The 19,267-nt window shown below is 48.1% G+C and carries 17 protein-coding genes; all 17 read left to right on the forward strand.

Features of this window, described 5'->3' with window-relative positions; genetic code table 11:
* Positions 1–138: 138 nt before the first annotated feature.
* On the forward strand, positions 139–567 hold the full coding sequence (gene rplM / locus LEUMU_RS0121995) for a 50S ribosomal protein L13 (RefSeq protein WP_022954460.1): 429 nt from the start codon (positions 139–141) through the stop codon (positions 565–567).
* Between the two features lie 29 nt (positions 568–596).
* Positions 597–989: a 30S ribosomal protein S9 gene (gene rpsI, locus LEUMU_RS0122000; RefSeq protein ID WP_022954461.1), complete on the forward strand. Its 393-nt coding sequence runs from the start codon at positions 597–599 to the stop codon at positions 987–989.
* Positions 990–1,166: 177 nt separating this feature from the next.
* A complete protein-coding gene (locus LEUMU_RS0122005; RefSeq protein ID WP_026745027.1) occupies positions 1,167–1,985 on the forward strand; it encodes a porin family protein in 819 nt (272 codons plus the stop codon).
* 86 nt (positions 1,986–2,071) lie between these two features.
* Positions 2,072–3,976: a peptide-binding protein gene (locus tag LEUMU_RS0122010; protein WP_022954463.1), complete on the forward strand. Its 1,905-nt coding sequence runs from the start codon at positions 2,072–2,074 to the stop codon at positions 3,974–3,976.
* Between the two features lie 16 nt (positions 3,977–3,992).
* Positions 3,993–5,372 carry an ABC transporter permease gene (locus LEUMU_RS0122015; RefSeq protein WP_022954464.1) on the forward strand — a complete coding sequence of 460 codons (1,380 nt, stop codon included), beginning with the start codon at positions 3,993–3,995 and terminating at the stop codon, positions 5,370–5,372.
* Complete coding sequence (locus LEUMU_RS0122020) at positions 5,365–6,549, forward strand: ABC transporter permease (protein WP_022954465.1); 1,185 nt, start codon at positions 5,365–5,367, stop codon at positions 6,547–6,549. The genes LEUMU_RS0122015 and LEUMU_RS0122020 overlap by 8 nt, the downstream gene beginning before the upstream one ends.
* On the forward strand, positions 6,546–8,213 hold the full coding sequence (locus LEUMU_RS0122025) for an ABC transporter ATP-binding protein (RefSeq protein WP_022954466.1): 1,668 nt from the start codon (positions 6,546–6,548) through the stop codon (positions 8,211–8,213). The genes LEUMU_RS0122020 and LEUMU_RS0122025 overlap by 4 nt, the downstream gene beginning before the upstream one ends.
* Positions 8,214–8,283: 70 nt before the next feature.
* A complete protein-coding gene (gene iscR / locus LEUMU_RS0122030) occupies positions 8,284–8,760 on the forward strand; it encodes a Fe-S cluster assembly transcriptional regulator IscR (RefSeq protein WP_022954467.1) in 477 nt (158 codons plus the stop codon).
* Between the two features lie 31 nt (positions 8,761–8,791).
* Positions 8,792–10,015: an IscS subfamily cysteine desulfurase gene (locus LEUMU_RS0122035; RefSeq protein WP_022954468.1), complete on the forward strand. Its 1,224-nt coding sequence runs from the start codon at positions 8,792–8,794 to the stop codon at positions 10,013–10,015.
* Positions 10,016–10,063: 48 nt separating this feature from the next.
* Complete coding sequence (iscU, locus tag LEUMU_RS0122040) at positions 10,064–10,441, forward strand: Fe-S cluster assembly scaffold IscU (RefSeq protein WP_022954469.1); 378 nt, start codon at positions 10,064–10,066, stop codon at positions 10,439–10,441.
* A 34-nt stretch (positions 10,442–10,475) separates the two neighbouring features.
* On the forward strand, positions 10,476–10,799 hold the full coding sequence (gene iscA / locus LEUMU_RS0122045) for an iron-sulfur cluster assembly protein IscA (protein ID WP_022954470.1): 324 nt from the start codon (positions 10,476–10,478) through the stop codon (positions 10,797–10,799).
* Positions 10,800–10,880: 81 nt separating this feature from the next.
* Positions 10,881–11,423 carry a Fe-S protein assembly co-chaperone HscB gene (hscB, locus tag LEUMU_RS0122050; RefSeq protein ID WP_022954471.1) on the forward strand — a complete coding sequence of 181 codons (543 nt, stop codon included), beginning with the start codon at positions 10,881–10,883 and terminating at the stop codon, positions 11,421–11,423.
* 10 nt (positions 11,424–11,433) lie between these two features.
* The gene (gene hscA / locus LEUMU_RS0122055) at positions 11,434–13,305 is read left to right on the forward strand and encodes a Fe-S protein assembly chaperone HscA (RefSeq protein ID WP_022954472.1); all 1,872 of its coding nucleotides are present in this window, start codon (positions 11,434–11,436) and stop codon (positions 13,303–13,305) included.
* A gap of 5 nt (positions 13,306–13,310) precedes the next feature.
* Positions 13,311–13,649, forward strand: coding sequence for an ISC system 2Fe-2S type ferredoxin (gene fdx / locus LEUMU_RS0122060; protein WP_022954473.1), 339 nt, complete (start codon positions 13,311–13,313; stop codon positions 13,647–13,649).
* 10 nt (positions 13,650–13,659) lie between these two features.
* Positions 13,660–13,860 (forward strand): Fe-S cluster assembly protein IscX, encoded by a 201-nt coding sequence (iscX, locus tag LEUMU_RS0122065; protein ID WP_022954474.1) that lies wholly within the window; start codon positions 13,660–13,662, stop codon positions 13,858–13,860.
* Positions 13,861–13,887: 27 nt separating this feature from the next.
* Entirely contained in the window at positions 13,888–14,412 is a 525-nt protein-coding gene (gene moaB, locus LEUMU_RS0122070) for a molybdenum cofactor biosynthesis protein B (RefSeq protein WP_022954475.1), read from the forward strand.
* A 271-nt stretch (positions 14,413–14,683) separates the two neighbouring features.
* Positions 14,684–19,255 carry a glutamate synthase large subunit gene (gene gltB, locus LEUMU_RS0122075; RefSeq protein WP_022954476.1) on the forward strand — a complete coding sequence of 1,524 codons (4,572 nt, stop codon included), beginning with the start codon at positions 14,684–14,686 and terminating at the stop codon, positions 19,253–19,255.
* Positions 19,256–19,267: the final 12 nt, after the last annotated feature.

The following is a 19,267-nucleotide window of genomic DNA, read 5'->3' on the forward strand; positions in this document are numbered from 1 at the left end:
TCAAAAAAAGCGTAAAAAGCGCTTGAGTAAGTTCGATGATTAACCTAGAATGCTGCGTTCTTTGAATTTGATTAGATATTCGTTCTATTCAAGTAATCAATACCGAACAGATTTAGCTTCATTTCCTGGAGAATTGACATGGGAACATTCAGTGCAAAGCCGGCAGAGGTTAAGCGCGACTGGTTTGTCGTAAATGCTGAGGGCAAAGCACTTGGTCGACTGGCCAGCGAGATTGCATCACGTTTGCGCGGTAAGCATAAGCCGATTTACACACCACACGTTGATACTGGCGATTACATCGTTGTTATTAATGCAGATAAAGTGGCAGTAACTGGTAACAAGTTTACTGACAAAATGTACTACAGAAACACCGGCTACGTTGGTAATCTGAAGTCCATAAGTTTTGACAAGCTACAGGCCAAGGCGCCTGAGCGTATCATCGAATTAGCGGTTAAAGGCATGTTGCCTAAAGGTCCGCTGGGTCGTGACATGTATCGTAAACTCAAAGTGTATGCGGGGCCAGAGCACAATCATCATGCTCAGCAACCACAGCCTTTAGAAGTTTAAGATTTAACAGCATTAGAGAATACAGAGCAATGGCTGATACACAGTACTACGGAACAGGTCGCCGGAAATCGTCTTCTGCGCGCGTCTTCATGAAGAATGGCTCGGGCAATATTACGGTTAACAAGCTGAGCATCGACGAATATTTTGGTCGTGAAACGTCTCGCATGGTTGTTCGTCAGCCATTAGATGCGACGGATTCAGTTGAGACTTTTGATATTAACGTCACAGTTGCCGGTGGTGGTGACAGTGGTCAGGCAGGCGCAATCCGTTTAGGTATTGCCAGAGCTCTGCTTGAATTCAACGAAGGTCATCGTGATGTCCTGAAGCGTAGTGGCTTCCTGACACGTGATGCACGTAAAGTTGAGCGTAAGAAAGTTGGTTTGCACAAAGCACGTAAGGCGACTCAGTTCTCCAAGCGTTAATCGCAAACAGATTTTCGGCTACACGTTTTACAAAAAGCGGCAATGTTTACATTGCCGCTTTTTTGCGTTTCCCATTCAGACGAGCTGTGTTGCATTTTTGCCACACCGAAGATAGACTTGAATTAGTCTTTAGTGAACTCAGTCGAGTTCATGTGGCGACAGACTCTGGGAAATATAATGAAAATAACAAATACCCTCATTTTGATGGCTCCGGTTTTGGCATTCTCGTCGAATGTTTTAGCTTATGCGGCCTCATCTGTTTCATCTCCAGAGTCCGAACCTCTAGGTCTTTATGACCTGTCTTATGCGGCAGATGCGCATTATTCCTCAAGAAACCTTGAACGATCCGATGTCGGTCTTGGGTTGCTGACTGCCTACGATTTAGTGATTCGGGGTGACGACGCAGCATCATCAGTGACTTACCTGAATCAGTCTGGGCCATTTGAAGTGGGTGCGCAATATGCTCCAGCTGATATTGACACGGATAGTGATACTGTGGGTTTTTTGGTCAATACGCAACAAGGTCCCTATGAAGCGGCAATGGCTTATCACCAGTCTGGACAGGAAAGCGGGGCGCTTAAAGGTAGGCTTACTTATAAAAGTCGCAATAATAGTCAGGTGCGTCTTGATCTGGTGGCTGAAAAGTATGTTGCGAACATTAGTCGACCAGAAGCAGATTCAACGCTATCAAAGTCCGGCGACTCGCTATCCTTTTTAGTTGGTGCTAAGTATCAGGTGACGCCGAAGGCTTATGTGTCTGGTCAATATGGTGCGGTTGGTTTTGCGGAGTCTTCTAAAGTTGAGGGTGCAGAGCTTGATTCAGAGCGTGACTATTGGGCGCTGTCACTAGAAGCTGGTTACAAGTTAAATGACTCTAGTGTTATCTATGTGAGTCATGCGCAGAAAAAATTCAATAACGTCGCCGAGTCTGATGACCCATCCACCGACTTGCTGGCATCTCAGCTGAATTCAATTGGTGTAAAGCTCAACTGGTAGCACTACCACGCCTCTGGTTGCTGGATAATTTTACTTAAGCTCGCTATAGTGAGTCTACATTAACAATAACATGTAGATAGCTTGCCATGCAGAAGAGACTGACCGCCCGCGATGTGATCCTTTACGTGCTACTCACTTTGATAGTGCTTCTGTTAATTCTGGTCATGTATCAGGTTGACCGGCAATGGAATAAACTGACAGAAATGCAAGTGGCTGTCACAGAGCAGGCCAAAGATGTTCACGATGTGCGCAATACTGTCAGCAAGTTGCAGCAATCTTGGAACGAAGGGCTGGTGGTTCAGCAGGTAGCTGCATCAGATGCGAATGGTAAAGTAGTTGCTAGCGGTGGTTCAAAAGCAAGTGGCACCATTCCAGAGTCCTTTCGGCGCGCTTATCAAGCATCACAACAAGAGAGTTACGCCGAAGGCGACTGGAAAGTTGATACTTTCGGCAACACACTCAAAACCATTACTCCCTATGTCTCCAGCGATGTCTATGCCAGCGAGGTGCAGGCCTATGTGTTGGAGTCCTTGTTGACTCGTGACCCTGATACGCTGGAGTGGACCGGGCTAATTGCCAAGTCTTGGACGGTTAGTGATGGTGGCCTGGTCATTAACTTTAAGCTTAACTCGAATGTAACCTTCTCTGATGGCAAACCGTTAACTGCCGAAGATGTCGCCTTTACCTATGACTTCATGATGAATGAAGGAATCAATGCGCCGGGTGAGCGTGCCTATTATGAGAAGGTAAAAAGCGTCACGGCTAAAGGGCCGTACGAAGTTGAGTTCGTATTTAAAGACCCGTACTTTGAGGCACTTGGCGCAGCGGGTGGTATTCCGATTCTGGCTAAGCACTTTTATGAAGAGTACATGACTAAGACGGAAGCCTTTAATAATTCAAAAGGTTTGCTGATTGGCTCTGGCCCTTATCGCTTGGCCGACCCTAAATCCTGGAGTTCAGAGCAAGGCACTGTCGAATTGGTTCGCAACCCACGCTATTGGGGATCAGTACAGCCAAGTTTCGATAAAATGGTTTGGCGGATTATTCAAAATGACAGTGCGCGGTTAACCACTTACCGCAATGGCGATATTGATGTGTATTCGGCACGTCCTATTGAATACGACCGCCTGCTGCAAGATGAACAAATTAAAGAGAAAAGTCACAACTTTGAATACATGTCTCCAACGGCAGGTTACAGCTATATTGGTTGGAATCAGCAGTCTGGGGAGCAGGCGACCCGCTTTGCCGATAAGCGCGTGCGCCAGGCAATGACCTATTTGACCGATCGTGACACCATTATTCGTGATATTTACCGTGGCTATGCCGAGGCAGCAATTAGCCCGTTTAGTCCGCGCAGTAAGCAGCATGATCCAGCTTTATTACCCCGAAAAGCGGATGTGGATAAGGCCAAGGCTTTGTTAAAAGAAGCTGGTTATGAAGACCGAGATAATGACGGCCTGCTGGAAGACGCTGCCGGTGAGCCATTTAGCTTTAAGCTCATGTACTCCCAAGGTAGCGATGACACTAAGAGTCTGGTGCTGCTGCTCAAAGATATGTACGCAAAAGCGGGTGTTCAATTAGTGCCTGAGCCAACTGAATGGTCAGTCATGCTGGAGCGTCTCGATACTAAAAACTTCGATGCCACAATATTGGGTTGGAGCAGTGGCTTTGAAACCGATATTTACCAAATGTTTCATAGCTCACAGGCTAAAACCGGCGGTAATAACTTCATCAGTTACCGTAGCAAAGAGCTGGATAGTTTGATTGATGAGGCTCGGGTCATTGTTGATGAGTCTAAGCGCATGCCCGTTTGGCAAAAGGCTGAGGCGGTTTTTTATGAGGACCAGCCGTACACCTTCCTAATGCGTCGTAAGTCTTTGGTCTTTTTGGATAAGCGAATTGAGAATGTTGATCTTACGCCGTCTGGCTTGAATCTCAATTTCCAGCCAGTTGAGATTTTCGTGCCGAAAGCTGCGCAAAAATATCAGTGATTAAGGTGCTTATTCAATGCTGACTTATTTGCTGCGCCGATTATTGTTGATGATTCCGACCTTGCTGGGTATCACCCTAGTGGTGTTTACCATTATGGCGATGTCGCCAGGTGGCTTGACTGGTCAAATGTTAGTGGGCGGTATGGATCTTAAGCCCGAGCAAAAGCAGGCGAAAATCGACTACTACAATAAACGCTATGGGCTGGATGATCCGGCCCCCGTGCAGTATTTGCGATGGCTGAATAACGTCTCACCGGTCGGCATCATCTATGATGACGATCGAAAGTCGCAAGGGTTTTCATGGTCTAAAGGCTCGGATCTGGGCGAAAGCGTGTTTTTTGGTCAGCCAGTAATTGCGCTGATTAAAGAGCGCCTACCTATCACTCTGCTGCTAAATGTGATTACCATTCCTTTGATCTACTTGATTGCCATTGTGGTCGGTATGAATGCCGCACGAGATCGGGGAGGGCGCTTCGATGTTGGCTCGAATGTCATTATGCTGGCGTTGTGGTCACTGCCTTCCATGTTGGTCGGCGTCATGCTAATCGGCTTTTTTGCCAGTGTGCAGCATTGGCAGTGGTTCCCAACGGGTGGGTTGAGTGCCAGTGAAGCTTATCAAATGCCATTCTTGCCGCACTGGTCCTCGGTCGGCGATATTCTGAAATTGTTTATATTAGGCATGGCTGGCGTAATGTTGGCTGTAATGCTGTCACGTTTAACTAATCGAAATTTACGAACCATTATTGCAGTGGTTGTTGGGTTAGTTGGTGGTAGTTGGATGTCATTAGCGCATCCTGAGTTCTTATGGTTGAACTGGGCGGTCTGGCCGTTGCTACTTGCTGGCGTATTAGCACTAATCGCCCGTAGTGAATCGCCTATTTTACGCGTCGTTATTTTTGCAGTTGTCGGTTTGGCGATAGCGTCGATGCTGGCTATGCAATGGCTGGGTGGCGACTTTACCCGAGGCTATTTACTGGATCGTATTTGGCATCTGATTTTACCGACCATTGTTTTATCCTATGGTGGCTTTGCCTCCTTAGCCAAAATTATGCGAACCTCCATTTTGGAAAATCTGAATGCCGACTACGCTCGCACTGCCCGTGCTAAAGGCGTCGATGAAGAATCCGTACTTTGGCGTCATGTCTTCCGAAATAGTTTGCTTCCATTGATTACCATTTTGGCCGGTATCTTACCAAGCTTATTGGCTGGCTCTGTGATCGTAGAACAGATCTTTTCCATTGATGGCATGGGTAAGTTAGTAATTGAGGCAGTGCAAGCGAGAGACCGTGAGTTGGTGTTATCCATTACTTTGATTTCAGGCATTTTAACGCTGATCGGTTATCTGATATCCGACATGCTTTACACGCTGGTTGACCCGAGGGTGCAATATGACTAGTCGCGCACAAGTGGGTGAAAGTTATGCCAAGCATATTTTGCGCACGGCATTTTCCGGTTGGGGCGCACGCATTGGCTTTACCTGGGTTTTATTGCTGGTGTTTGTTGCATGTTTTGCACCGCTACTAGCCAACAGTATGCCGCTGTTGATCAGTCAGCAAGGGGAGGTCTCCTCGCCGATTTTGCGATACTTATCTGCAGAAGATATTGCTTTGATGGTGTTATTCATTGTCAGTCTATTGCTTTGGAAAATCCCAATAAAGTTTTCGAAAAAAGTAGTCGTGGTGTTAGCAACAGTAATTGTTAGCTATCTGATCGCGCTATCCTTCTTTTCGCCACCCAAAACCATTATTTATGAGCAGTTTCGTGAGCAGGTAGCGGCAGGTGCTTATGACTGGCAAGTGTTGCCTCCAATCCCTTATTCACCGAGTGACTACCTACGCGATTTCGGCGATACCAGCCTGACCGCGCCAACCTTTGAAGGCGGACGTTTCCATCTAATGGGCACTGATTCAACCGGCTCAGATGTTGCTAGCCGTATGGTGCATGCCTCGCGGGTTGCGCTGAGTATCGGATTTATTGCGACCGGCATTTCGATGTTTATCGGAATTATTATCGGTGGGCAAATGGGCTACTTCTCTGGTCGCTTCGATATGATTGGAATGCGGTTGGTTGAGATTTTTGAAGCCATACCGGTATTGTTTTTGCTGTTGGCCTTTGTCGCATTTTTCGGTCGCAGCGTTTATATCATTATGATTATTATCGGCATCACCGGTTGGTCGGGTTATGCCCGCTATGTGCGTGCTGAATTCCTCAAGCTGCGTAAGCAGGACTTTGTTCAAGCCGCGATTGCCAGCGGTTTATCACTACGCTCGATACTCTTCCGTCATATGTTGCCTAATGGCATCGCGCCAGTGTTGGTGGTCGCCAGCTTTGGAGTTGCAGCAGCGATCTTGACCGAAGCGACATTGAGCTTTCTGGGTTTGGGGCCAGTTGAAGCGCCATCTTGGGGTGGCATGTTGAATGAGGCGGTTAAGTCATCGGTATTTAACTGGTGGTTGGCGGTATTCCCGGGCGGCGCTATTTTCTTTACCGTTTTCTCCTATAACCTGATGGGCGAGGCTTTGCGTGATGCGGTTGACCCACAGTTGGCGCGCAAAGCTGGAGTCGTGTCATGAGTTTGTTGCAGGTAAAAGACCTGCGAACCACTCTGGGGCGTGGCAGTGAAAAAGTTGAAGCGGTCGCGGGTGTTAGTTTCAATATTGCACGTGGCGAAACCTTTTGTTTAGTGGGTGAGTCGGGCAGTGGTAAATCAATCTGCGCGCTCTCGATTATTCAGCTATTACCGACAGGTCTTGCTTCGCATCCTTCGGGGTCTATTCAATTTGAGTGGCGGCGAGGGGAGTCGGAAAAAAGCGAGTCAGTGAATATGCTGGAGCTCGTTGATGAGGATTTGCGGAAAATTCGTGGTGCACGCATTGCGATGATTTTTCAGGAGCCAATGACCTCGTTAAATCCGGTGTTTAGTGTCGGTGAGCAAATTGTTGAAGCCCTGCAGTTACACAATCCCAATCTGTCGGATGCTGATGCGCGTGCTCAAGCCATTGAAGCAATGGAGCAGGTTAAGCTGGAGTCGGCAGCATCACGCTTTAATGATTATCCGCATCAATTATCCGGTGGACAGCGCCAACGGGTAATGATTGCCATGGCGTTGGCCTGTAAGCCGGATTTGCTGATTGCAGATGAACCAACCACTGCGCTTGATGTCACCGTACAAGCTGAGATTCTGCATTTGATGCGGGAGCTGCAGCAAGAGCAGGGCATGGCGGTTCTGTTTATCACTCATGATTTTGGTGTGGTGGCGCAAATGGCGCATCGCGTTGGTGTGATGCAGCAGGGCAAGTTGGTAGAGGAGGGTACCACTCGTGAAGTGTTGACCAATCCGCAGCACCCTTACACGCAGCAGTTGCTCGCAGCAGTGCCGGAAAATCTGGCTAAGCCAGTGCTGAGTGAGCGGCAAGTTGCTGAGAGCACTCAGGAATCGATTATCCAAGTTAAGCAGCTGAATGTCTGGTTTCCTATTCGCAAAGGGGTATTCCGACGGGTAGTCGACCACGTTAAAGCGGTGGATGGCGTTGATCTCTCTATTCGCAAAGGCAGTATTATGGCGTTGGTGGGTGAGTCGGGTTGTGGTAAAACCACGCTAGGTCGAGCGATTTTGCAGCTGGAAAAACCAACCTCTGGCAGCGTAAAGCTGGATGGTGTGGAGTTAACCGGTTTGAGAGCCAACGAATTACGCCCCATACGTCCACGCATGCAAATCGCCTTTCAGGATCCGCAATCCTCGTTGAACCCTAGGCTACAAATTGTAACCACCTTAACTGAGCCAATGGCCGCACATGGTATTGGTGAAAACCGCGACGACCGTATTGCGCGAGCAATTGCCGTACTAGAGCAGGTGCAGCTGAGCGAAGAGCATTTGTGGCGATATCCCCATGAGTTTTCGGGTGGTCAGCGTCAACGAATTGGCTTGGCGCGCGCATTGGTTCTAAACCCTGAGTTTATTGTTTGTGACGAAATCACCAGTGCCTTGGATGTCTCCGTGCAGGCGGAAGTGTTACAATTACTGCTGGAAATACGTCAGCAGCGTGATCTGACATTGCTATTCATCACTCACAATATTGCAGTGGTTGAATACCTAAGTGATGAGACGGTCGTGATGAAATCAGGCCGGATTGTTGAGCAAGGCCCTACCGCACAAGTGTGTGGCAACCCCCGCGAGTCCTATACCCAAACGCTCCTGAATGCAGTGCCGAGGCTTAATCTGTCAAAGATTTTGTGAGTACTTGACTAATTTTGTCAGGTATTCTAACATGCGCGCAAATGCAGTATTCCAGAACGGAGCATCAGCCATGAAATTGACAACCAAAGGCCGTTACGCAGTAACCGCTATGCTGGACTTGTCGCTACACAGCAAAAGCGGCCCGGTGTCACTTGCGGACATTTCGGAAAGGCAGGATATCTCATTATCCTACCTGGAGCAGTTATTTTCCAAATTACGTAAGCGCGGCTTGGTAGTAAGTATGCGAGGCCCGGGCGGTGGTTATAGCCTTAGCCGCACGCCATCAGAAATTGCCATGTCCAGTATTATACTGGCGGTAGATGAAAATGTAGATGTCACCAATTGCGGTGGCAGCGGTGATTGCCAACAGACAAAACGCTGCCTGACCCATGATTTGTGGGCCGACCTGAGTGGACGAATTCAGAGTTTTCTCGATGACATCACGCTTGAAGATATGATGAGCCGCAAAGAAGTGTTAGAAGTTGCGGCGAGACAAGATACGAAGGCTGTAAAAGAAGCAACGCTGCACAATTTGAGCGGTTGCTAAAATATTCAGGAATTGAACAAGGTAATATCCCATGAGTGATTATAAAACACCCATTTATATGGACTACTCTTCAACAACACCGGTAGATCCTCGTGTTGCTGAGAAGATGATGAAGTGTCTAACGCTGGATGGTGTGTTCGGAAATCCGGCATCGCGTAGTCATGCAATCGGTTGGGCTGCAGAAGACCTGGTCAAAGAAGCACGCGAAGAAGTCGCTAAGACAATCAACGCTGATGCACGCGAAATCGTATGGACTAGTGGCGCGACTGAATCAGACAACCTGGCTATCAAAGGCGCGGCTCACTTCAACGAACGTCGTGGTAAGCACATCGTTACGATGAAAACTGAGCACAAGGCAGTATTAGATACTTGCCGTCAGTTGGAGCGTGAAGGCTTTGAAGTCACGTACCTTGACCCAATGCCAAACGGCTTGTTGGATCTGAAAGTATTCGAAGATTCACTGCGCGATGACACGACGGTTGTCTCTATTATGCACGTGAACAATGAAACGGGCGTCATCCAAGATATTGCTGCGATTGGCGAGATCTGTCGCGACCGTAAGATTGTATTCCATGTGGATGCGGCGCAAAGTATCGGTAAAGCACTGATCGACGTTGAAGCAATGAAAGTTGACTTAATCAGCTTCTCTGCTCATAAAGCATACGGCCCTAAAGGTATCGGTGCGTTATTTGTTCGTCGTAAGCCACGGGTACGTATCGAAGCACAGATGCACGGTGGCGGACATGAGCGTGGAATGCGTTCAGGTACTTTGCCAACGCACCAGATTGTAGGCATGGGCGAAGCGTTCCGTATCTGTCGTGAAGAAATGGCGACTGAAAATGATCGCATCCGCATGTTGCGCGACCGCTTATATGATGGCTTCAAAGATATGGAAGAAGTCTATGTGAATGGTGATCTGGAGCAACGCATTGCCGGTAACCTGAACATCAGTTTCAACTATGTTGAAGGTGAGAGTCTGATGATGTCTTTGAAAGATATCGCGGTATCTTCCGGTTCAGCCTGTACCAGTGCCAGCCTTGAGCCAAGTTATGTTCTGCGTGCCTTAGGCCGTAGCGATGAACTGGCACATAGCTCGTTACGTTTTACCATTGGACGTTTTACAACTGCTGAAGAAGTAGACGTTGCAATACAACAAACCCGTGCTGCGGTTGAAAAACTACGTGACCTGTCCCCATTATGGGATATGTTTAAAGACGGTATTGATCTAAGTACTGTTGAGTGGGCTGAGCACTAAGACTGATTGTTAACTCAGTCAACTGACGAATTTTTTGAGGATATAGATATGGCATACGGCAATAAGGTAATGGATCATTACGACAACCCACGTAATGTTGGTTCTTTCGATGCAAAAGATGCAGCGATTGGAACGGGCATGGTTGGAGCGCCAGCCTGTGGAGACGTTATGCGTCTGCAAATTAAAGTAGGTGCTGATGGCATCATCGAAGATGCTAAGTTCAAAACATATGGCTGCGGTTCGGCTATTGCATCTTCTAGCTTGCTGACAGAGTGGGTTAAAGGCAAGACTTTGGACCAGGCAAAAGAAATTAAGAACACTGATATTGCTGATGAGCTGGAATTACCACCGGTAAAAATTCACTGCTCAGTACTGGCAGAAGATGCCATTCGCGCAGCAATTGATGATTTTCAGAGTAAGCAGTAATTCGGCTGATAGAAACGTGTGACGAGGTGTAACCATGGCAATTTCCTTAACTGAAACCGCAGCAGATCGGGTTAGTTCCTTTTTGCAAAAGCGAGGCAAAGGTGTCGGCTTGCGTTTGGGTGTTAAAACGCACGGCTGCTCAGGAATGGCTTATGTGATGGAATTCGCAGATGCTGTTGATGAGCACGATACAGTGTTTGAAGACCATGGTGTGAGCCTGATTGTTGATCCGAAAAGTCTGGTTTATCTGGATGGCACGGTGATGGATTACACACGTGAAGGCCTGAATGAAGGCTTTAAGTTCACCAATCCGAATGAGTCGGGTGCTTGTGGCTGCGGTGAGAGTTTCACCGTTTAAGCGACATCTGTAGTACCCTTCCAATGAGCCGGTTATCAATCGGCTCATTCTCATTCTGCCCCCGAAATAGTGATTACTCACATGTCGATCGATTTTAAGCAAAACTACTTTCAGTTATTTGGCTTGCCGGTTCAGTACGAACTGGATAAGGCTAAACTCGCTAGCGCTTTTCGCGAGCTTCAGGCAAAACACCATCCCGATCGTTTTGCCAGTGGCACCGATGAGCAGCGCCGTATCGCCCAGCAAATTACCAGCTTCATCAATACCGCTCAGGATACGCTAAAGCAGCCACGCTTACGGGCACGTTATTTGCTCGAACTAGCCGGCGTTGACTTTGATGATGAGCGCGATACTACCAGTGATATGGCTTTTTTGATGGCTCAGATGGAGCGTCGCGAAGCTTTGGAGCAAGTATCTCAAGCTGATGATCCATTTGATGCAATTGATGCCTTGTCTAAAAGTGTGCGAGCTGAGCAATCCGGTTTAGAGCTGGATTTTGTTGAAGATCTTGACGCGGGCAACTTGGATGATGCGAAGCAGATTGTGCTGAAGTTGAAGTTTTTTGAACGATTGATGGGCGAAATTAAGCAGCTTGAAGAAAAGCTGGAAGATGACGCAAGCTAAAGGTTGATGCATGGCATTATTACAAATATCTGAACCCGGAATGTCTACCGCACCGCATGAGCATAGGCTCGCGGTCGGAATTGATCTGGGAACCACGAATTCGTTAGTCGCCGCTGTTCGCAGTGGCGAAGCCAGTACACTACCGGATGAGCAAGGTCGGCATTTACTGCCCTCGGTCGTTCGTTATATGGATGACGGTAGTATTATCGTCGGTGATAAGGCCAAAGCAGCGCTTGGCTTGGATATTCACAACACGATTGCCTCAGCCAAGCGTTTGCTCGGTCGTGCAGTCAGTGAAATCAAAACTTTAGGCGGGCAGTTGCCTTATCGCTTTGTCGAAGGTGATAGCGCCGTTCCGCAAATCAAAACACGCTCCGGTAACGTCACCGCGATTGAAGTCTCTGCTGAAATTCTAAGAGCGCTTAAAGATCGTGCCGAAGAAAGTTTGGGTGGCGAGCTAACCGGTGCAGTGATTACCGTGCCCGCGTATTTCGATGATGCGCAGCGCCAAGCGACTAAAGATGCCGCACGCCTTGCGGGCTTAAATGTATTTCGCTTATTGAACGAGCCAACTGCTGCCGCTGTCGCTTATGGTTTGGATCAAAAAGCAGAAGTTGATAATCAAGTCATTGCAATTTATGACTTGGGTGGCGGTACCTTCGATGTTTCTTTATTGCGCTTAAATAAAGGTGTTTTTGAAGTGATGTCAACCGGTGGCGACTCGGCACTGGGTGGTGATGATTTTGATCATGTCATCGCTGAATGGCTACTAAAATCCATCGATCAGCAAGCTGAGCCTGATGCACAATTATTGCGTGATGCAATGATTGAAGCGCGTCGTGCGAAAGAGGCATTGACCGATGCTTCAGAAGTCGCGGTATCGCTGGCGGATTGGCAAGGCAATTTAACACTGGATCAGTTCAATACCTTAATTGAGCCGCTGGTGAAAAAGACGCTGATGGCATGCCGCCGCGCAGTGCGTGATGCGGGTGTTGAGAAAGAAGAAATTGCTGAAGTCGTGATGGTGGGTGGGTCTACCCGTGTGCCATTAGTTCGTCAGCGTGTGGGTGAGTTTTTCGAGCGTCCGCCGTTGGTTGATATTGACCCGGATAAAGTGGTCGCCATTGGCGCGTCCATACAAGCAGATGTACTGGCCGGTAATAAACCCGATAGCGAAATGCTGTTGCTGGATGTTACCCCGCTGTCACTAGGGCTTGAGACGTATGGTGGCTTGGTTGAGAAAGTAATCTCCCGAAATACCACGATTCCAATCGTTCGCGCACAAGAGTTCACGACGTTTAAAGATCACCAAACTGCGATGACCATTCACGTGCTGCAAGGTGAGCGTGAAACCGTTGAAGAAAATCGCTCTTTAGCCAAGTTTGCATTGCGTGGAATTCCACCAATGGTCGCTGGTGCGGCTCGCATTAAAGTGACCTTTCAAGTAGATGCCGATGGTTTGCTGAGTGTCATGGCGGAAGAAGAATCAACCGGTGTACGCGCTGCGGTTGAGGTGAAGCCTTCTTATGGTTTGTCCGATGGGGAAATCGAGTCGATGATTCGTGCTTCCATGGAAAATGCCAAAGCGGATGTTGAGCAACGCCGCTTAAGAGAGCAGCAAGTTGAAGCAGACCGCTCAATGCAGGCTTTAGATGCCGCAATGGCTGCCGATGCGGATCAATTGTTAACGGCTGAAGAAAAGCAGACCTTATTGGCAGCTCGCGCAGTATTAGCGGAAGCCCGCAATAGTGATGATGCCGAGGCCGTTAAAGCGGCAATCAAGCAGCTTGAGCACACCGCAGAGTTTTACGTAGCACGGCGCATGGACAGCAATATTCAAACTGCCATGTCCGGTCATAATATTACTGAGTTTGAGAGATAAACCTTATGCCACAGATTATATTTTTACCGCATGAAGACCTGTGCCCAGATGGCGCAGTGATCGAAGCTGATGCCGGCACCAGTATCTGTGATGCTGCGCTGAAAAACGGGATCCAAATTGAACACGCTTGTGAGAAGTCTTGTGCTTGCACAACTTGTCACGTGCATATCCGCGAGGGCTTTGATTCTTTAGCTGAAGCCACTGATCTGGAAGAAGATTATCTGGATAAGGCTTGGGGCGTTGACCCTGATTCACGCCTAAGCTGCCAAGCTTGTGTGAAGAATGAAGATCTGGTGATTGAAATTCCGAAATATACGATTAATATGGTTTCTGAGAACCATTAAGGAGTAGGTCATGGAATTAACTTGGACAGATACGCTGGATATCGCTATTTCCTTAGATGAAGCGCATCCGGATGTAGACCCACAGTACGTTCGTTTTACAGACTTGCACCGTTGGGTTACTGAGTTGGAAGAGTTTAAGGATGATCCTGAGCGCTCCAATGAGAAGATTCTCGAAGCGATTCAGATGAGCTGGATTGACGAAAAAGATTAAAGTTTAAAAAACTGCGGAGGTTGAGTGATGGAGAATGAAAAGCGGGCGTTTATCCCATTAAATTTGGCGGTGCTAACCGTCTCTGACTCCAGAACTGAAGCAGATGACAAGTCCGGCCAAACCTTAGTTAAGTTATTGGAGGCTGATGGCCATCGTCTTTATGACAAGCAAATTGTTAAAGATGATCGCTATCAGCTACGGTCAGTGGTGTCGCAATGGATCGCTGATCCTGAGGTTCAGGCAATCGTTACAACAGGTGGTACAGGCCTAACCGGAAGAGATGGTACACCTGAAGCACTTGTTCCCCTGTTTGATAAAACCATTGATGGCTTTGGGGAAATGTTCCGCGTGCTGTCGTATGAATTAATCGCTACCTCAACGCTACAATCTCGTGCAGTCGCTGGCGTTGCAAATGGTACCTTCATCTTTTGTTTGCCGGGCTCTACCGGTGCCTGCAAAGACGGTTGGAGCAAGCTAATCTCTGCCCAGCTGGACTATCGCACTCGTCCTTGCAACTTAGTTGAGATCATGCCAAGGTTGTTGGAACAGTAAGCAGATTCTGTTTCAGCATAAGGTCATGAGTTTTCATTATGGGGCCAGTGCTGGAAAATAGTGGTACCAACTATCCCTCATAGTATGGTATTTTGCGGCTATCCGAATTAGCCGAAAATCCCCTGTTCCCACAGGGCGCTTAATAGTGTGTATTGAGATTTTCCGCAGTTCACCACAAATCCCGAAACGCTGATATACTAATCGGCCATTTTTTTACGTGATCGTTGTGAGAGGGGTTTTTCATACGATTCAATCATTTAGCGAGGACTGTATGCATTTAGGATCATTGCCTGAACGGCAGGGGCTTTACGACCCGGCCAATGAGCATGACGCGTGTGGTGTTGGTTTTGTTGCCCATATTAAGGGTGAAAAGAGCCACGACATTGTTACACAAGGGCTGACTATTCTTAAACGTATTGTTCACCGTGGTGCGGTTGGGGCTGACCCCAAAGCAGGTGACGGTGCTGGTTTATTAATGCAGATTCCTGACGCATTTTTTCGCGCTGTTGTTGATTTCAAACTTCCCCCTGTTGGTGAATACGGCGTTGGTATGCTGTTCTTTCCAAAAGACGCTGACGAACGTGCGGCACTGGAAGATGAAGTTGTTCGTGCCATCACCGAAGAAGGTCAGCGAGTATTAGGCTGGCGCGATGTGCCGGTTGATAGTTCAGACTTAGGTGAGAGTGTTAAGCCGACTGAGCCTTTCATCCGTCAAGTATTTATTACCGGCGCGGATGCGATCACTTATCAAGTAAGCTTAGAGCGTAAGTTATTCGTTATCCATAAAATGGTGAGTGCCCGAATCAGAGAAAATCAGGTTCCGGGTTACAGAGATTTTTACATCAACTCCATGTCCACCCGCACCATCGTTTATAAAGGGATGTTGTTGGCTGAGCAGGTTGGTGAGTATTACCAAGATTTATTAGACAAGCGCGTTGTTTCCGCTTTGGCTCTGGTTCATCAGCGTTTCTCCACAAACACATTCCCGACTTGGGGACTGGCACATCCGTTTCGCATGGTGGCTCACAATGGTGAGATCAATACCAATCGCGGTAACGTTAACTGGATGGCTGCCCGTCGCCACTCAATGAAGTCCACGCTGTTGGGCGATGATCTGAAAAAGATCTGGCCAGTGATTCCTGAAGGTCAATCAGACACAGCGTGTTTTGATAATGCTTTGGAATTATTAATCGCCGGTGGTTACACACTGATTCAAGCGATGACCATGTTGATTCCGGAAGCATGGAGCCATAGCTCTAGCGCAATGGAACCTAAGCGTCGTGCTTATTATGAATACAAGGCTGCTTTGATGGAGCCATGGGATGGTCCTGCTGCCGTTGCGTTTACCGATGGTCGCCAGATTGGCGCGATGTTGGATCGTAACGGTCTGCGTCCTGCGCGCTACCTAATCACCGATGATGATTTGGTGGTAATGGCGTCTGAGATGGGCGTATTGGATATCCCTCAAGATAAGATTGTTAAAAAATGGCGTTTGCAGCCAGGTAAAATGTTCCTGATCGACATGGAGCAGGGCCGCATCGTTACCGATACAGAAATCAAGAACGAGCTAAGCAATGCTCATCCATACCAAGAGTGGTTGGATAAAGGCCAGATTGAATTGTCTGACCTGACTGGCAAAGCGAATCCAAAGCCACCATTGACGCCAAAAGACTTGCTGAAAACTCAGCAAAGCTTCGGTTACACACAGGAAGATATTAAGTTCTTACTGCATCCAATGGTGAACGGTGGTGAAGAAGGTTTGGCATCAATGGGGACGGATAGTCCGGTTGCCGTACTGTCAGATCGTTCGCGTCATCTATCAAACTACTTCAAGCAGAACTTCGCGCAGGTAACCAATCCGCCGATTGATCCAATTCGTGAAGAAGTGGTTATGTCGTTGATTACTTTGATTGGTCCTCGTCCAAACTTGTTGGGACATGATAACTCTGGCTCGCACATGCGCCTTGAGTCATCTCAGCCAGTCTTAAGTAATGAAGATTTAGATCGTATTCGTCATATTCATGATCATGCGGGTGATGCATTCCAGACGGCAACGTTGGACATTACTTACTACGCGTCTAAAGGCCCTGAGGGCATGCGCGAAGCGATTTATGATCTATGTAAAGCGGCGAAGAACGCGGTTCTGGGTCATTACAATATCCTGATCCTGTCAGACCGTGCGGTAAGTGCACAGCGTTTGGCGATTCCAGCATTGTTGGCAACCTCAGCAGTTCATCAGTATCTGATTCAGGAAGGATTGCGAACTGAAACCGGTCTGGTCGTTGAGACGGGTGCGGCGCTTGAGATTCATCATGTGGCGACCTTAGCCGGTTACGGTGCGGAAGCGGTGAACCCTTGGTTAGCGTTTGAAACAATCGATCGTAACTTGGCTGATTTAGCGCCGGGTATGACGGTTGGTAAGGCGCACGCTAACTACATTAAAGCGATTGGCAAAGGCCTTCGCAAAGTCATGTCTAAGATGGGTATTTCAACCTACCAATCTTACTGTGGCGCGCAGATTTTTGATGCGATTGGTTTATCGACTCCATTCTTGGATGAGTTCTTTACCGGTACCAAGACAACCGTTGAAGGTATTGGTCTGGATGGAGTGGCTAAAGAAGCGGTTGCACTGCATTCACAAGGCTTTGGTAACCGCATGCGCTTTGCTAAGCATCTGGATATCGGTGGTGATTATGCTTACCGTGTCCGTGGTGAAAGCCATGTTTGGACGCCGGAAACCATTGCTAAATTGCAGCACTCAGTCCGTGGTAATGATCCTAAGACGTTTAAAGAGTTCTGTAAGTTGGTCGATGAGCAGTCTGAAAAGCTGCTGACCTTACGCGGTCTAATGAAGTTTAGATTTGCCGACAAAGCGATTCCATTGGATGAAGTTGAGTCTGCAAAAGATATCGTGAAGCGCTTTGCAACCGGTGCCATGTCATTCGGTAGTATCTCGCATGAGGCGCATTCAACCTTAGCGGTAGCGATGAACCAGATTGGTGGTAAGTCAAATACCGGTGAGGGTGGTGAAGAGCCAGAGCGTTACTCGCTAATGCCAGATGGCAAGATGAATCCAATGCGCTCTGCAATTAAGCAGGTTGCGTCTGGTCGTTTTGGTGTGACGGCGGAATACCTCGTGAATTCCGACATGATCCAGATCAAAATGGCTCAGGGTGCGAAGCCCGGTGAAGGTGGTCAGCTTCCTGGTCATAAGGTTGATGCGCGCATCGCAAAGGTCCGTCATTCAACAGAAGGCGTTGGTTTGATTTCACCGCCACCACATCACGATATCTACTCGATTGAAGATTTGGCGCAGTTGATTCACGATCTTAAAAACGTGAATCCTAAAGCGGACATCTCAGTGAAGCTGGTATCTGAAATCGGCGTTGGAACGGTTGCGGCGGGTGTGTCTAAGGCGCATGCGGATCACGTGACCATTTCTGGCTACGAGGGTGGTACGGGTGCATCGCCAATTACGTCTATCAAGCATGCTGGCTCTCCATGGGAAATCGGCTTGGCGGAAACACATCAGACATTGGTGCTAAACAAACTGCGTAACCGTATCTGTGTACAGGCTGATGGTGGTCTGCGTACTGGTCGCGATGTCGTGATTGCTGCCTTGTTAGGTGCGGATGAGTTTGGTTTCGCGACGGCGCCGCTGATTGCTGAAGGGTGTATCATGATGCGTAAGTGTCATCTGAATACCTGTCCGGTTGGTGTGGCAACGCAAGACCCTGAGCTGCGCAAGCGCTTTACGGGTAAGCCAGAGCACGTGATTAACTACTTCTTCTATGTTGCTGAAGAAATGCGTGAAATCATGGCGCAGTTGGGCTTCCGTACTGTGAATGAAATGGTTGGTCAGTCTGATCGTTTGGATATGCGTACTGCCGTTGAGCATTGGAAAACACAAGGTCTGGATTACACTCGCTTGTTGACTAAGCCTGTTGCTAAATCAGCAAAAGATATCTACTGGACTCAAAAGCAAGATCATGGCTTGGATGCAGCATTGGATAATGAGCTGATCAAGCAGGCAGCACCGGCACTGGAAAATGGCGAGAAGGTGTCGATTGATATCGATATCCGCAACCATAACCGTACGTTTGGTACTATGCTGTCAGGTCGTATCGCTGAGAAGTATGGTCACGCTGGATTGCCAGATGACACCATTCAAATCAAAGCAACCGGAACGGCTGGTCAGTCATTCGGCGCTTGGTTAGCAAAAGGTGTTTCACTGGAGCTATGTGGCGAAGGTAATGACTACGTGGGTAAAGGTCTGTCCGGTGGTCGTATTGCGATCTATCCGCCGGAAGATGCCAAAATTGGCCGCGCTGAGAAAAACATCATTGCTGGTAACACGCTGTTATACGGAGCCATTAGTGGTGAAGCATATTTGCGCGGTGTTGCTGGTGAGCGTTTCTGTGTTCGTAACTCCGGTGCATCAGCCGTTGTAGAAGGTGTTGGTGATCACGGTTGTGAGTACATGACCGGTGGTGTGGTTGTTTGTTTGGGTGAGACCGGACGTAACTTCGCAGCGGGTATGTCAGGTGGTATTGCTTACGTCTTGGATCGCAACGGTAGTTTTGCCGCTAGCTGTAACAAGCAGATGGTTGAGCTGGAAACGGTCGATAGCGATACACCCGATGAGTTGGTTAGTGATCCGATGCAGGCTGATGAGGTGCGCTTGAAGAAGCTTATCGCGAATCATTATGCATACACTGGCTCTGAGTTGGCCAAAGAAATTTTGGGCGACTGGGATCATTACCTCACTAAGTTTGTGAAGGTAACGCCAACGGATTATCGCCATGCGCTACGCGTATTGAAAAAACGCCAAGAAGCTGCTTAATAGAGGAATTTG

Source organism: Leucothrix mucor DSM 2157 (assembly GCF_000419525.1).
Taxonomy (GTDB): domain Bacteria; phylum Pseudomonadota; class Gammaproteobacteria; order Thiotrichales; family Thiotrichaceae; genus Leucothrix; species Leucothrix mucor.

Coding starts and splice junctions, on each gene's coding strand:
- rplM (WP_022954460.1), top strand. CDS start 139: ATGGGAACATTCAGTGCAAAGCCGGCAGAGGTTAAGCGCGACTGGTTT.
- rpsI (WP_022954461.1), top strand. CDS start 597: ATGGCTGATACACAGTACTACGGAACAGGTCGCCGGAAATCGTCTTCT.
- LEUMU_RS0122005 (WP_026745027.1), top strand. CDS start 1,167: ATGAAAATAACAAATACCCTCATTTTGATGGCTCCGGTTTTGGCATTC.
- LEUMU_RS0122010 (WP_022954463.1), top strand. CDS start 2,072: ATGCAGAAGAGACTGACCGCCCGCGATGTGATCCTTTACGTGCTACTC.
- LEUMU_RS0122015 (WP_022954464.1), top strand. CDS start 3,993: ATGCTGACTTATTTGCTGCGCCGATTATTGTTGATGATTCCGACCTTG.
- LEUMU_RS0122020 (WP_022954465.1), top strand. CDS start 5,365: ATGACTAGTCGCGCACAAGTGGGTGAAAGTTATGCCAAGCATATTTTG.
- LEUMU_RS0122025 (WP_022954466.1), top strand. CDS start 6,546: ATGAGTTTGTTGCAGGTAAAAGACCTGCGAACCACTCTGGGGCGTGGC.
- iscR (WP_022954467.1), top strand. CDS start 8,284: ATGAAATTGACAACCAAAGGCCGTTACGCAGTAACCGCTATGCTGGAC.
- LEUMU_RS0122035 (WP_022954468.1), top strand. CDS start 8,792: ATGAGTGATTATAAAACACCCATTTATATGGACTACTCTTCAACAACA.
- iscU (WP_022954469.1), top strand. CDS start 10,064: ATGGCATACGGCAATAAGGTAATGGATCATTACGACAACCCACGTAAT.
- iscA (WP_022954470.1), top strand. CDS start 10,476: ATGGCAATTTCCTTAACTGAAACCGCAGCAGATCGGGTTAGTTCCTTT.
- hscB (WP_022954471.1), top strand. CDS start 10,881: ATGTCGATCGATTTTAAGCAAAACTACTTTCAGTTATTTGGCTTGCCG.
- hscA (WP_022954472.1), top strand. CDS start 11,434: ATGGCATTATTACAAATATCTGAACCCGGAATGTCTACCGCACCGCAT.
- fdx (WP_022954473.1), top strand. CDS start 13,311: ATGCCACAGATTATATTTTTACCGCATGAAGACCTGTGCCCAGATGGC.
- iscX (WP_022954474.1), top strand. CDS start 13,660: ATGGAATTAACTTGGACAGATACGCTGGATATCGCTATTTCCTTAGAT.
- moaB (WP_022954475.1), top strand. CDS start 13,888: ATGGAGAATGAAAAGCGGGCGTTTATCCCATTAAATTTGGCGGTGCTA.
- gltB (WP_022954476.1), top strand. CDS start 14,684: ATGCATTTAGGATCATTGCCTGAACGGCAGGGGCTTTACGACCCGGCC.